Origin of the sequence: Microbacterium terrae, from assembly GCF_017831975.1 — a bacterium.
Classification (GTDB): Bacteria; Actinomycetota; Actinomycetes; order Actinomycetales; family Microbacteriaceae; genus Microbacterium; species Microbacterium terrae.
On record NZ_JAFDSS010000001.1, the window covers coordinates 3,657,622 to 3,670,970 of the forward strand.

The following is a 13,349-nucleotide window of genomic DNA, read 5'->3' on the forward strand; positions in this document are numbered from 1 at the left end:
CGTGTGCCGTTGCCGAGGTTGTCGCCTTTGACCGGTGGATCCGGTGATCCATTACAACGTTAGAGATAGTGCGACATCTCGACGCTCATGTCAAGCGCATCAAAGGATCTTTAAATGAATTGACACCCCGGCGGACGCCTGTGTATGGTCCCTCTACAACGATGTACAGCACTCGCGCCACGACACGGTCGTCCGGCGCCCGGGAGGAGACCCTCACCATGCGCGCAGCGCGTTTCACCCTCGACCCCGCCTTCCAGGTCGGACCGGTCCGCCGGCGCACCTTCGGCTCGTTCGTCGAGCACCTCGGCCGCTGCGTGTACACGGGCATCCACGACCCGGCGCATCCCACCGCCGACGAGAACGGCTTCCGCGGCGACGTGATCGACCTCACCCGCGAGCTGGGCGTGTCGACGGTGCGCTACCCCGGCGGCAACTTCGTCTCGGGCTACCGCTGGGAAGACGGCGTCGGTCCGGTCGACGAGCGCCCGAGCCGTCTCGACCTCGCCTGGCACTCGATGGAGCCGAACACGATCGGCACCGACGAGTTCATGACGTGGGCCGCGAAGGCCGGCGTCGAGCCGATGATGGCCGTCAACCTCGGGACCCGTGGCGTGGAGGAGGCGCTCGACCTGCTCGAGTACTGCAACGTGCCCGCCGGCTCGGCGATGGCGGAGCGCCGCCGCGCGAACGGCGCAGAAGACCCGTACCGGGTCGCGATGTGGTGCCTGGGCAACGAGATGGACGGCCCGTGGCAGATCGGCCACAAGACCGCCGCCGAGTACGGTCGCCTCGCCGCCGAGACGGCGCGCGCGATGCGCCTCATGGACCCGAACCTCGAACTGGTCGTCTGCGGCTCGTCGAGCTCTGACATGCCCACCTTCGGCGAGTGGGAGCGGGTGGTGCTCACCGAGACCTACGAGCACGTCGACTACATCTCGGCCCACGCCTACTACTGGGAGGAGGAGGGCGACCTCGATTCGTTCCTCGCCTCCTCGGTCGACATGGACGGCTTCATCGAAGACGTCGTCGCCACGGCCGACCAGGTGCGCGCCGCCGGTCGCCACAGCAAGCGCATCAACATCTCGTTCGACGAGTGGAACGTCTGGTATCAGAAGCGCGCCGAGTCGAAGCCGCCGACCGGCGACGACTGGCCGGTCGCGCCGGTGCTGCTCGAGGACCGCTACACCGTGGCGGATGCCGTCGTGGTCGGCTCCCTGCTCATCAGCCTGCTGCGCCACACCGACCGCGTGCACGCGGCATCCATCGCCCAGCTCGTCAACGTGATCGCGCCGATCATGACCGAGCCGGGCGGGCGCATCTGGAAGCAGACGATCTTCCACCCGTTCGCGCAGGCGGCGAACCTCGCGAAGGGGTCCGTGCTGCGGCCGGTGATCGCGTCGCCCACCTACGAGACGGCCCGCTTCGGCGAGGTGGCGCTCATCGACGGCGTCGCGACGTACGACGACGAGACCGGCGAGATCGTGGTGTTCGCGGTCAACCGCTCGCAGACCGACACCCTCACGCTCGAGGTCGACGTGCGAAACGGCGCGGTCGAGGTCGTCGAGGCGACCTCGTACGCCCACAACGACCCGCGGTGGACGGCGACGGCCGACGACGACAGCACGGTGCGGCCGCGTCCGAACGACACGGCCGCCGTCGACGCGGGCACGGTGTCGATGCAGCTTCCACCCGTGTCGTGGAACGTGATCAGGCTCGGCCGTGCGGGCTGATCGCCGGATCCTCACCGCCCTCGCGCTCGCCATCGGACTCGCCATGACGACATCCGCCTGCGCCGCCCAGTCGGCGGCCACCCCTCTCGCCCTCGAAGGCGACCTCGCCGTGCACGACCCCGCGCTCGTCGTGGGCGCCGAGGACGAGCCCTGGTACGTCTTCTCGACCGGCGACGTGCGGCGGGGGCTCGGGGCGCCCCAGATCCGCCGGTCCGTCGACGGCGGCACGACGTGGGACGACCTCGGCACCGTCTGGGATGCGGCATCCCGCCCCGACTGGGCCTATGAGGCGGTGCCGGGGGTCTCCAACTTCTGGGCGCCCGACGTCGTCGAGCACGACGGCACCTTCTACCTCTACTACTCCGCCTCGACCTTCGGGAAGAACAGGTCGGCGATCGGGCTCACCACCAACACCACCCTCGACCCCGACGACCCCGACTACGCATGGGTCGATCAGGGCATGGTGTGGCAGTCGACGCCCGGCGTCGACGACTACAATGCCATCGACCCCGGCGTGATCACCGATGAGGACGGCACGCCGTGGATGAGCTTCGGCTCGTTCTGGGGCGGCATCCAGCTCATCGAGCTGGAGTGGCCGAGCGGGATGCCCGTCGCCGGCGCCGAGCCGGTGACCATCGCCTCGCGCGACGCGCCGCCGAACGCGATCGAGGCGCCCTACCTCTATCGCCACGGCGACTGGTACTACCTGTTCGTCTCGGAGGAGTCGTGCTGCAAGGGCACCGACTCGACGTACCGGATCGCGGTCGGCCGCTCCGCCGACATCACCGGCCCGTACGTCGGTCCCGACGGCGCCGAGCTGACGATGGACGGTGCGGGGGTCATCCTCGACGCCTACGGCGACATGGTCGGCCCGGGCGGGCAGTCGGTGTCGGACGGCCACCTCGGCTTCCACTTCTACGACGCTGCTCAGGGCGGCGCGTTCCAGCTGGCGATCCGCGAGCTGGCGTGGACCGACGACGGCTGGCCGGTCGCCCGCACCTCCGAGGAGCTCGCCGCCGCGGAGTAGCCCGCCGGCGCGGACTCCGTCGCCGGGGGCGTCAGATGCCGTCGGCGTCGAGGTGCGAGGGCGGCTCGGCGCGCGCCCGGCCGTCGACCTCGGCGCGGTGCGTCCGCAGGGCGCTCAGCACCGCGGCCCGGATGACGTAGAACAGCGCGACGAGGCCGATCGCGGCGAACGCGAGCTGCAGCACCAGTGCCGACAAAGCATCCATCCCCGAACCATACAACGCGCCGGGGTGGCGCCGACCGGGCCTTCGACGATCGCGGTGTAAAAAATTCTTGACATGACCGTTCCGCCGGCGTAGCGTGCGTGTCAAGAAAACCTGACACCGCAGGAGGCCGTCATGGCATACGCAGAGCGCAACACGTGGGCGCAGCTGATCGCGAGCATCCTGGGCACAGCGGTATACCTCGTGATCGTCGTGCCGCAGCTGTTCCAGAAGCCCGTCGACGAGATCGACTGGGTGTGGCCGATGGTGTGGACGATCCTCGCCGCGATCGTGCTGTCGATCGTCGTGAGCATCGGCTGGGGCATCGCCGCGGGCATGCGCGACCCCGACGAGGAGCACACGGCCGATCAGCGCGACCGCGACATCGAGCGGTTCGGCGACCGGGTGGGGCAGGCCTTCGCCGTGATCGGGTCTCTCGTGGCCCTCGTGCTCTGCATGGTCGAGGCGCCGTGGTTCTGGATCGGCAACGCGATCTTCCTCGGCTTCTTCCTCTCGGCGACGCTCGGCGGGTTCGCCAGGCTCGCCGCGTACCGGGAGGGGATCCCGCAGTGATGGCGGCACGACCCACCCGCGTCACCAACCGCATCCGCGCCGTGCGCGAAGGTGCGGGACTCACCCAGGCCGAGCTCGCCCGTCGCGTGGGCGTGACCCGGCAGACCCTCATCGCGATCGAGCAGGAGAAGTACTCGCCCACGCTCGAGCTCGCGTTCCAGATCGCCCGCATCTTCGAGGTGGGCCTCGACGACCTCTTCCAATACCCGGAGGAATGACATGAACGAGATCCAGAACCAGGCGACGGATGCCGCACCCGGCGCCGTCCCGCAGACGATGACGGCCTGGCGGCAGGAGCGCTACGGCGGTCCCGAGTCCGTGACCCGCCAGAGCGGCCCCGTTCCGGTGCCGGGGAAGGGCCAGGTGCTGCTGCGCGTGCGGGCCACCGCACTCGCAGCAGGAGACGTCAAGGTCATGCGCGGCGAGCCGCTCGTCGGCCGCGCGGCGTTCGGCCTGCGCCGACCCAAGCAGCCGGTGCGCGGCCTCGAGACCGCCGGCACCGTCGTCGCCCTCGGCCCCGGCGTGGCCGGTCTCGCGGTGGGCGACGAGGTGGTCGGCGAGCTGTCGTCGCTCGGCGGCGGGCTGGCGGAGTACGCCGTGACCGACGCCGCGCGCCTGGTGCCGCGGCCCGTGGAGCTCGATCCGGTCGTCGCGTCGACCCTGCCCGTGAGCGGCGTCACCGCGTGGCAGGCGCTCGACCGCGGCGAGGTCGGCGACGGAGACCGCGTGCTCGTGCTGCGGGCCACCGGTGGGGTGGGCACGTTCGCCGTGCAGCTCGCGCGACTGCGGGGCGCCGACGTGCACGCGTTCTGCGGCGAGGCGAACCGCGCTCTCGTCGAGGGCCTCGGCGCATCGCGCACCTGGGACTACCGCGTGACCGATGCCGCGGGCCTGCCGCCCGGGCAGTACGACGTCGTCATCGACATCGCCGGCACGGCATCGCTGCGCGACCTGCAGCGGCTCGTGCGGGACGGCGGCCGCGTCGTGCTGGTGTCGGGCGAGGGCAGCCGGTTCTGGGGTCCGATCGCGCGCCTGGCCGGGGCATCCGTCCGCTCGATCGGCTCGAAGCGACGCCTGCTGTCGTTCCTGGCGACGTCGAAGACCGGTGTGCTCGCCGACCTCGTCGCGCTCGCCGTCGACGGGCGCGTCACGCCGGTCGTCGAGGGGACCTGGCCGCTGGCCGAGGCCGGCGCGGCGCTCGCGCGCACCGACTCGGGGCGGGCCGTGGGCAAGACCGTCGTGCTCGGAAGCGCCCGCATCGACCCGCCGGCGCGGTGATCCCGGCGGTCGACCGCGGTTCCCAGGCTGCACGCAGGTGTCGTGCGAGAATGGATGCGGCGTGCCCGAGTCGATGGCTTCTCACAGCTCCGCCGGGCCTCTGGACAGCGTCCGCCGCCCCTTCCGAAGGAGCCAGATGTCCACCCAGAACACCGCGCCCGCCACCGCCACCGCAGCCGCCGCGGGCGCAGCATCCGCCCGCATCCAGCAGACGCGTCGCTACCTCATGTGCCGCCCCGAGCACTTCACGGTGAGCTACACGATCAATCCCTGGATGGAGCCGGCGAACCCCACCGACACCGCGCTCGCCGTGCGCCAGTGGCAGGCGCTGTACGACACCTACATCGCCCTCGGCCACGAGGTGCACCTGATCGACCCGATCGCGGGCCTGCCCGACATGGTCTACACGGCCAACGGCGGATTCGTGATCGACGGCGTCGCGTACGGCGCGAAGTTCCGATTCCAGGAGCGGATGCCCGAGGGTCCGGCGTTCATGGACTGGTTCCGCGACAACGGCTACGAGGTCGCCGAACCCGTCGAGGTGAACGAGGGGGAGGGCGACTTCCTGCTCGTCGGCGACACGATCCTGGCCGGAACCGGCTTCCGCTCGACCGGCGACAGCCACCGCGAGCTCGCTGAGGTGTTCGGCAAGGAGGTCGTCTCGCTCACCCTGGTCGACCCGCGCTTCTACCACCTCGACACCGCGATCTCGGTGCTCGACCCCGTCGAGGGCCCCGGCGGCGTCGAGAAGGCGAACATCGCCTATCTCGTGCACGCCTTCGACAAGGCGTCGCAGCAGGTGCTCGCCGAGCGCTACCCCGACGCGATCCGCGTCGCCGACGAGGATGGCGCCGTGTTCGGCCTGAACTCGGCCAGTGACGGCCTCAACGTGATCATCTCGCCGCGCGCGAAGGGCTTCGAGGCTCAGCTGCGCGAGCGCGGCTACAACCCGGTGCTCGTCGACCTGTCGGAGCTTCTGCTCGGCGGCGGCGGCATCAAGTGCTGCACGCTCGAGCTGCGGCGCTGAACGGAAGGAACCCCATGAGCACCGCATCGCTCGACACCGCCACGATCGAGATCATCGGCTCCGAAGAGGAGCACGTCGCCCACAACTACCACCCGCTTCCGGTGGTCGTCGCCCGCGGCGAGGGGGCCTGGGTCACCGACGTCGAGGGCAAGCGCTACCTCGACCTGCTGTCGGCCTACTCCGCGCTGAACTTCGGCCACGGGCATCCTGCTCTCATCGCCGCGGCGCAGGAGCAGCTCACGCGTCTCACCCTCACCAGTCGGGCCTTCCACAACGACAGGCTCGGCGTTTTCGCCGGCGCGCTCGCCGAGATGTGCGGCAAGGATCTGGTGCTGCCGATGAACACCGGCGCCGAGGCCGTCGAGACCGGCATCAAGGTCGCGCGCGCCTGGTGCTACCGCGTCAAGGGCATCGCCGACGGCGCTGCGCAGATCGTCGTCGCCCACGGAAACTTCCACGGCCGCACCACCACGATCGTCGGCTTCAGCGACGACGACACGGCGCGTGACGGGTTCGGACCCTTCACCCCCGGGTTCGTGGGCGTGCCGTTCGGGGATGCCGCCGCACTCGAGGCCGCGATCACCGAGTCGACCGCGGCCGTGCTCATCGAGCCGATCCAGGGCGAAGCGGGCGTCATCGTTCCGCCCGAGGGGTACCTGCGTGCGGTGCGCGAGATCTGCACGAAGCACAACGTGCTCATGATCGCCGACGAGATCCAGTCGGGTCTCGGCCGCGTCGGCGAGACGTTCGCGTGCGACCGCGAGGGCGTCGTGCCCGACGTGTACCTGCTCGGCAAGGCGCTCGGCGGCGGCATCCTTCCGCTGTCGGCCGTCGTCGCCGACCGCGACGTGCTGGGCGTCATCCGTCCCGGAGAGCACGGCTCGACCTTCGGCGGCAACCCACTCGCCGCGGCAGTGGGACTGCGCGTGGTCGAGATGCTGCAGTCGGGCGAGTTCCAGACTCGCGCGAAGGCGCTCGGCGAGCACCTCGAGGCACGGCTCGACGCGCTCATCGGCCACGGTGTGACCGCGGTGCGCGTCGCCGGTCTCTGGGCCGGCGTCGACATCGACCCCGCCGTCGGCACGGGTCGCGAGGTCGCCGAGAAGCTCATCGCGCGCGGTGTGCTGGTGAAGGACACCCATGGCCAGACGATCCGCATCGCCCCGCCGCTGGTGATCCGCGCCACCGAGCTCGATTGGGCGGTCGAGCAGCTGAAGGTCGTGCTCGCCGGCTGAGCCGAGCACGCACGACCGGAACGGCGGAACGTTCACCAGCCGGTCGCGATGAGCTTCCTCGTCTTGAAGCTGCCGTTGCCGAGCCCTGAATAGAGGTACAGCCGCCCGGTCGAATCCTCGCGGGCGACGATGTCCGCATAGCCGACGCCGTCGATGTCCTCGCCGGCCGCGATCGTGTACTTGCCCCAACCGGCGCTGACCCGTTGGCGGTTCTTGAACGTCCCGTCGCCACGGCCGAAGGACGCCCACAGCACCCCGTCCGCGTCCACCGAGACGAGGTCTGCCTCGGCGTCCTTGTCGAGCCATCCCGCGGCGTAGAGCGTGTGTCCCTTCCACCCGCTGCTCACTTTCGAGGACGGCCCGAGGAGTGCGCCCGAACTGCTGCCGCGATGCAGTCGCAGGACGCCGTTCCCGTCGACGCTGAGCAGATCGGGGCGATTGTCGCCGCTGACGTCGGCCGAGAGGACGACCTGATGGTTCCGCCACCCCGATCCGACCTTCGTCGGGGGCCGGAGGTAGCCGTATCCGTCGCCTTCGTACATGATGAGGTCGCCGTTCGGGTCGACGGTCACGAGGTCGCTCCTCGGCTCCCGGGCCTGATAGTCGGGGTTCGACCAGAAGTAGTCGTACTTCCCCCAGTTGCCCGGGGCATGGATCTGCTCGTCACCCAGTCCGCTCCGGATGGGAACCCCCGGCTGCAGCTTTCCGCCTGCGTACGAGAAGGCGGAGAGCGTCCCGCCGCTGACCTGCAGGATCTCTCCGATCGGGGCTTCGCAGCAACTGGCGGTCAGGCGACGGCCGAGGATGAACTGATCTGCCGGAAGAGTCGTGACCGGCAGAGTTACCGTACCTGCGTCGATCGGCGCGGTCGTCCGGCCGAACACCCGTGCCCGATCAGCGGGGACGATGCCATCAGCCGGGTCCTTCCCGATGAATGCGGGGTAGCCGTTCAGCCCGCGGAACAGGGCGACGATGTGCCCCCGGACCTCCGAGCCGGCTGTCTCCAGGCCCCGGACCGTGTACGAGCCGTCTGCTGCCGTGCGCGTCTGATAACTCGGAGCGAGCCCGCCATAACCGTCGGGCGCGGTGGCGTAGTCGACGCGTGCGTACACATAGACTTCGGCGTCTGCCTGCGGCGAGCCGTCGGCGTTGCGGAAGGCGCCCGAGATGGACGTGCGTGCCTCGCGCTGGAGCGTGAGACCGGACAGGCCGGCCGACTTCGTGACGAAGATGCGCCCGCGCGCTTGATAGCCGGTCTCCGGGTCGGAGGGGTCGCCCGTGAAGTACCCGAAGGATCGCCCCTCCTTCGAGCTCACGCTCGTCTCGGCAGACAGGTAGTACTTCCAACCGGCGGTGAGGCCGGGAATGGTGAAGCGACCTGCGGCATCTGCCTGGACGCGGTCGATGAACGTTCTGGCGCCGGGCCGCCACGCGGCCACCCACACCGAGCCCGCGGTCGTGCCGTCGGAATCGAAGACCTGCCCCGAGATCGACACCGACGATGCGGCGGAGGCGGGCGCGGCAACTCCGACCGCCAGCGGTGCCACGAGCACCGCCACGAGGGTTGCCGTCAGCCAGCGACGCGGTGAGAAGTGCCGGAGCCGAGGGGAGGTGCGCACGATGACTCCAGGGGGAGGGAGGATGACCACGCGATTCTATGCGCCGCGGGGGCGCAGCCAGGCACTGTCCACAGGCGCGCCCACGGCGTTCGCGACATGGGCCGGTCGTCAGGCGAAGACCGTGATGAAGCGCTCGTGCCAGCCGGTCGCGCCGTCGGGTGCGGGATGCGCGCGGGCGTCGGTCTGCACCTCGCCCGTGGCGCTCGTCGCTCGGCAGCGGATGAGGTGGTCGCCTTCGGTGGCGGTCCACGGGAGGCTCCACTGCACCCAGGTGTCATCGGAGATCGCGGTGGCCAGGGTAGCCGGCATCCACTCGCCCTCGTCGATCTGCACCTCGACGCCCGAGACGCCGACGTGCTGCTGCCAGGCGACCCCGGCGATCACGGTGTCTCCCGCTTTCAGCCCCTGCGCGCGGCGCGGCACGTCGATGCGCGACTGCAGCTTGATCGGGCCGCGCTCCGACCAGCCGCGGGTCGACCAGTAGGCCTGGTCGGCGTCGAATCGGGTGACTTTCAACTCGGTCACCCACTTCGTCGCCGACACGTAGCCGTACAGCCCGGGCACGACCATGCGCACCGGGAAGCCGTGCTCGAGCGGGAGCGGCTCGTCGTTCATGCCGACCGCGAGGATCGCGGCCCGGTCATAGGTGAGCACCTCGAGTGGGGTCGACGCGGTGAACCCGTCGATCGAGCGCGAGAGCACCATGTCGGCCTCGGACGTGGGCGCCGCGCGCGCGAGCAGGTCGCGGATCGGGTAGCCGAGCCACTTCGCGTTGCCGATGAGCGAGCCGCCCACCTCGTTCGAGACGCACGCGAGGGTGGTGTAGCTCTCCTCGAGCGGCAGGGCGAGGAGCTCGTCCCACGTGATCGTGACGTCGCGCTCGACCATGCCGGTGATGCGCAGCGACCAGTCCGCGGGGTCGATCTCGGGCACGATCAGCGCGGTGTCGATCCGGTAGAAGCTGTCGTTCGGGGTGACGACGCGGGCGAGACCTGGCAGGGCGAGTTCGGCTCCGGAAGGAACCGCGGACGCAGCGACCGCAGGCGCCGGCAGGCGCAGCGCATTGCGGACCGCGGTGACCGCGGCGGCTCCGGCGCGGCGCGCGTTGGTGATCGCGATGGCCACGACGCCGGCGGCGACGGCCGCGCCGGACCAGGCGAAGAAGGCGCGCCGGTCGGGGCGGCGGATGTCGTGTCCGGAGCCCGCCGTCCGCTCCTGCGGATCCGAGGCAGGGACCGGATGGGTGGAGACATCGGTGACGGATGCCTCGGTGACGGATGCCTCGGGTCGCAGCATCCGGACCAGGCCCCACAGCGCCGCTGCGCCCACAGCGCCGGCGACGACGGACGGGATCCACGACACCGCGCCCGCTCCGGGCCGCAGCATCGCCAGCACGGCGCCGACGACGCCGAACGCGGCGACGATGACGCGCCCCCACGGCGGGCGGCGCGCCTCGACCCACCCGGCGAGGGCGGCGAGGGCGAGCATCACGAGGGCGATGCCGGCGAGCAGGGCGATCTTGTCAGCGGTGCCGAACAGGGCGATGGCCGTGTCCTTCGCCCAGGGCGGGGCCAGGTCGATGAGCGTGCCGCCGATCGCGGCGACGGGGCTCGATGCCGGGGAGACCACGGCGGCGATGAGCTCCCCGACCCCGACGCCGAGCACCACGGCGGCGACACCGGCGAGGCAGGCGAGCAGCGCGGGCGTTCTGCGCGGCGCGGCGTCGCGCGGCGCCGACCGCGTCGAGTCGACCCGGGGTGTGCCCATGCGGCGAGCCTACGTCCGTGTCGGGCGGCCGGGGCCGGAAGCGGGTGACGAATCGATGACGAATGCCCGGACGGGCCGCGCGAGCAGCGGGGCGGTGCCGGCGCCCGTGCCGGAAACACCTCGGCAACATGCCCCGGGCTAGGCTCTCCCCATGGGTGACCTGTTCGACGGATACGGCTCGATCCTCGCGCCGCGCAAGACGCCTTCCGGTGTACCTGCGTTCGACGAGATGTTCGGCAGTCCGCCGCATCCGGGAGCCGCGGCGCAATCGCGAGAGTCGTACCGGGAGCTCTACCAGGCCCTCGCGAAGATGACGCAGGAGGAGCTGCGCGGGCGCACCGACTCGCTGGCGAGCTCCTACCTCGCGCAGGGCGTCACCTTCGACTTCGCCGGCGAGGAGCGCCCGTTCCCACTCGACGCCGTGCCGCGCATCATCACCTACGACGAGTGGTCGCGGGTCGAGGCCGGCGTCAAGCAGCGGGTGCTCGCCCTCGAGGCGTTCCTCGACGACGCGTACGGCCATCAGCACTGCGTGCGCGACGGCGTGCTGCCCGCGCAGCTCATCGCGTCGTCGCAGTACTTCTACCGGCAGGCATCCGGGATCCACTCCGCCAACGGCGTGCGCATCCAGGTGTCGGGCATCGACCTCATCCGCGACGAGCACGGCGAGATGCGCGTGCTCGAAGACAACGTGCGCGTGCCCTCGGGCGTCTCGTACGTCATCTCGAACCGCCGCGTCATGGCGCAGACGCTCCCCGAGCTCTTCGTCTCGATGCAGGTGCGCCCGGTGGGTGACTACCCCAACAAGCTCCTCGCCGCGCTGCGTGCGTCGGCTCCCGCGGGCATCGAAGACCCGAACGTCGTCGTGCTCACCCCGGGCGTGTACAACTCGGCGTACTTCGAGCACACGCTCCTCGCCCGCCTGATGGGAGTCGAGCTCGTCGAGGGCCGTGACCTGCTGTGCATCGGCGGCAAGGTGTTCATGCGCACCACCCGCGGACCCAAGCGCGTCGACGTGATCTACCGCCGGGTCGACGACGACTTCCTCGACCCGCTGCAGTTCCGTGCGGATTCGATGCTCGGGGCGCCGGGCCTCATGCTCGCCGCCCGCCTCGGCAACGTCACGATCGCGAACGCGGTCGGAAACGGCGTGGCCGACGACAAGCTGCTCTACACGTACGTGCCCGACCTCATCCGCTACTACCTCGCCGAGGAGCCGATCCTCAAGAACGTCGACACCTGGCGCCTCGAAGACCCGAACGCCCTCGAAGAGGTGCTCGACCGCCTGCCCGAGCTGGTCGTGAAGCCCGTCGACGGGTCGGGCGGCAAGGGACTGGTCGTGGGCCCGGATGCCTCGCCCGGCGAACTCGAGAAGCTGCGCAAGCGTCTGATCGCCGACCCGCGCGGCTGGATCGCGCAGCCGGTCGTGATGCTCTCGACCATCCCGACGCTGGTCGAAGACGGACTGCGCCCGCGTCACGCCGACCTCCGGCCCTTCGCCGTCAACGACGGCGAAGACGTGTGGGTGCTCCCCGGCGGGCTCACCCGGGTCGCGCTCCCGGAGGGCCAGCTCGTCGTCAACTCGTCGCAGGGCGGCGGATCGAAGGACACCTGGATCGTGGGCGGCTCCGCACCCGGACACGTCGAGTACGGTCAGGGCACGGGCCTGGCGGGTCTCGTCGCCGATCAGGCGACCCCCACCGCGGCGATCTCGATCGTCTACCCCGACGAGTCCCCGGCGCCCTCGGCGGCCCCGATCGTCTACGACGACCAGCCCGAGGTGACCCACTCGCCGCAGGATCGCCCGCGGTCGCTGTCGGAGCAGCAGGAGCAGCAGCAACAGCAGGCCGACGGCCGCGACGGAGGTGCATCGTGCTGAGTCGCATCCGCGTTTCGACTCGCTCACTGCGCTCGCTCGCTCAACGACCGCCCGCGACGAAGGGTGTCCGGACATGCTGAGTCGCATCGCCGAGTCTCTGTTCTGGATCGGGCGTTACATCGAGCGCAGCGACGGCACCGCCCGCATCCTCGACGTGCATCTGCAGCTCCTCCTCGAAGACCCGTGGATCGACGAAGACACCGCGTGCCGCTCGCTTCTGAGCGTGATGGGCTCCTTCCCGCCCGAGGGTCTCACCACGGTGCGGCGCGAAGACGTTCTCGCGCGCCTCGCGGTCGACCGCAACAACCCGTCGAGCATCGCGTACGCCCTGCAGGCCGCGCGCGAGAACGCCCGGCGGGCACGCGAGATCGTCTCGACCGACCTGTGGGAGACCCTCAACACCACGAACGCCCGGATGCCGCGGAGGCTCCAGACCGACAAGGTGCACGAGTTCTTCCAGTGGGTGCGCGAGCGGTCGGCGCTCGCCGTCGGACTCGTCGACTCCTCGACGAGTCGCGACGAGTCCTGGCAGTTCTTCACCCTGGGCCGGGCGATCGAGCGCACCGACATGACCGCGCGGATGCTGGCGACGCGGTCGCTGACCGAGGCATCCGGTCCGTCGTGGACCACCATCCTCCGCTCGTGCGGCGCCTACGAGGCCTACCTGCGCACGTACCGCGGCATGCCGAGCGCGCGCAACGCCGCCGAGTTCCTGCTGCTCGACCGCCTGTTCCCGCGGTCGATCATCTACTCGATCCAGCAGGCCGAGCAGTGCATGCGCGCGATCGACCCCCGCGACGACCGCGTCGGGCACTCGAACACCGTGCTGCGCGCCCTCGGGCAGATCCGCAACGACCTCGAGTACAGCCCGATCTCCGAGATCCTCGGCGAGCTGCCGCTGCACATGGATCGGGTGCAGAAGGTGACGCGCGAGGCGTCCGAGGCCATCCGTGGGCGGTTCTTCCCCACGCAGGCCGAGCCGAGCTGGATCGGGGAGATCTCATGAGGCTTC

At 70.5% G+C, this 13,349-nt stretch carries 12 protein-coding genes; 9 read left to right on the plus strand and 3 right to left on the minus strand.

The genetic code is table 11. The features are described from left to right. The first annotated feature begins 218 nt into the window (after nucleotides 1–218). Both arfA and JOD63_RS16625 read left to right on the plus strand, forming a co-directional pair. The gene (arfA, locus tag JOD63_RS16620) at nucleotides 219–1,730 is read left to right on the plus strand and encodes an arabinosylfuranosidase ArfA (RefSeq protein ID WP_045274923.1); all 1,512 of its coding nucleotides are present in this window, start codon (nucleotides 219–221) and stop codon (nucleotides 1,728–1,730) included. Then, nucleotides 1,720–2,757, plus strand: coding sequence for an arabinan endo-1,5-alpha-L-arabinosidase (locus JOD63_RS16625; protein WP_245617949.1), 1,038 nt, complete (start codon nucleotides 1,720–1,722; stop codon nucleotides 2,755–2,757). Before arfA ends, JOD63_RS16625 begins: the two co-directional genes overlap by 11 nt. 31 nt (nucleotides 2,758–2,788) lie before the next feature. Here the strand turns inward: JOD63_RS16625 and JOD63_RS16630 are convergent, their stop codons facing one another. Next, complete coding sequence (locus JOD63_RS16630) at nucleotides 2,789–2,962, minus strand: hypothetical protein (RefSeq protein ID WP_157003948.1); 174 nt, start codon at nucleotides 2,960–2,962, stop codon at nucleotides 2,789–2,791. A 132-nt stretch (nucleotides 2,963–3,094) separates the two neighbouring features. Between JOD63_RS16630 and JOD63_RS16635 the strand changes: the two genes are divergently transcribed. The 5 genes from JOD63_RS16635 to rocD all read left to right on the plus strand — a co-directional run bounded on the left by JOD63_RS16635 (nucleotide 3,095) and on the right by rocD (nucleotide 7,072). Further along, the gene (locus tag JOD63_RS16635; protein ID WP_045274924.1) at nucleotides 3,095–3,532 is read left to right on the plus strand and encodes a hypothetical protein; all 438 of its coding nucleotides are present in this window, start codon (nucleotides 3,095–3,097) and stop codon (nucleotides 3,530–3,532) included. Further along, the gene (locus tag JOD63_RS16640; RefSeq protein ID WP_045274925.1) at nucleotides 3,532–3,750 is read left to right on the plus strand and encodes a helix-turn-helix transcriptional regulator; all 219 of its coding nucleotides are present in this window, start codon (nucleotides 3,532–3,534) and stop codon (nucleotides 3,748–3,750) included. The genes JOD63_RS16635 and JOD63_RS16640 overlap by 1 nt, the downstream gene beginning before the upstream one ends. 1 nt (nucleotide 3,751) lies before the next feature. Next, entirely contained in the window at nucleotides 3,752–4,810 is a 1,059-nt protein-coding gene (locus tag JOD63_RS16645; protein WP_052682434.1) for an NAD(P)-dependent alcohol dehydrogenase, read from the plus strand. Nucleotides 4,811–4,946: 136 nt separating this feature from the next. Beyond that, on the plus strand, nucleotides 4,947–5,837 hold the full coding sequence (ddaH, locus tag JOD63_RS16650; protein ID WP_084613409.1) for a dimethylargininase: 891 nt from the start codon (nucleotides 4,947–4,949) through the stop codon (nucleotides 5,835–5,837). Nucleotides 5,838–5,851: 14 nt separating this feature from the next. Beyond that, nucleotides 5,852–7,072 (plus strand): ornithine--oxo-acid transaminase, encoded by a 1,221-nt coding sequence (rocD, locus tag JOD63_RS16655; protein WP_045274926.1) that lies wholly within the window; start codon nucleotides 5,852–5,854, stop codon nucleotides 7,070–7,072. Between the two features lie 32 nt (nucleotides 7,073–7,104). Here rocD and JOD63_RS16660 read toward each other — a convergent pair whose 3' ends face one another. Both JOD63_RS16660 and JOD63_RS16665 read right to left on the minus strand, forming a co-directional pair. Beyond that, nucleotides 7,105–8,721: an FG-GAP repeat domain-containing protein gene (locus JOD63_RS16660; protein ID WP_157003949.1), complete on the minus strand. Its 1,617-nt coding sequence runs from the start codon at nucleotides 8,719–8,721 to the stop codon at nucleotides 7,105–7,107. A gap of 78 nt (nucleotides 8,722–8,799) precedes the next feature. Then, a complete protein-coding gene (locus JOD63_RS16665; protein WP_084613410.1) occupies nucleotides 8,800–10,458 on the minus strand; it encodes a molybdopterin-dependent oxidoreductase in 1,659 nt (552 codons plus the stop codon). Nucleotides 10,459–10,609: 151 nt separating this feature from the next. Here JOD63_RS16665 and JOD63_RS16670 point away from each other — a divergent pair, with 151 nt between their 5' ends. Together JOD63_RS16670 and JOD63_RS16675 are read left to right on the plus strand one after the other, a co-directional pair. Next, nucleotides 10,610–12,337 carry a circularly permuted type 2 ATP-grasp protein gene (locus JOD63_RS16670; protein ID WP_045274928.1) on the plus strand — a complete coding sequence of 576 codons (1,728 nt, stop codon included), beginning with the start codon at nucleotides 10,610–10,612 and terminating at the stop codon, nucleotides 12,335–12,337. 73 nt (nucleotides 12,338–12,410) lie between these two features. Then, nucleotides 12,411–13,343, plus strand: coding sequence for an alpha-E domain-containing protein (locus JOD63_RS16675; protein ID WP_045274929.1), 933 nt, complete (start codon nucleotides 12,411–12,413; stop codon nucleotides 13,341–13,343). The last annotated feature ends 6 nt before the right edge of the window (nucleotides 13,344–13,349 follow it).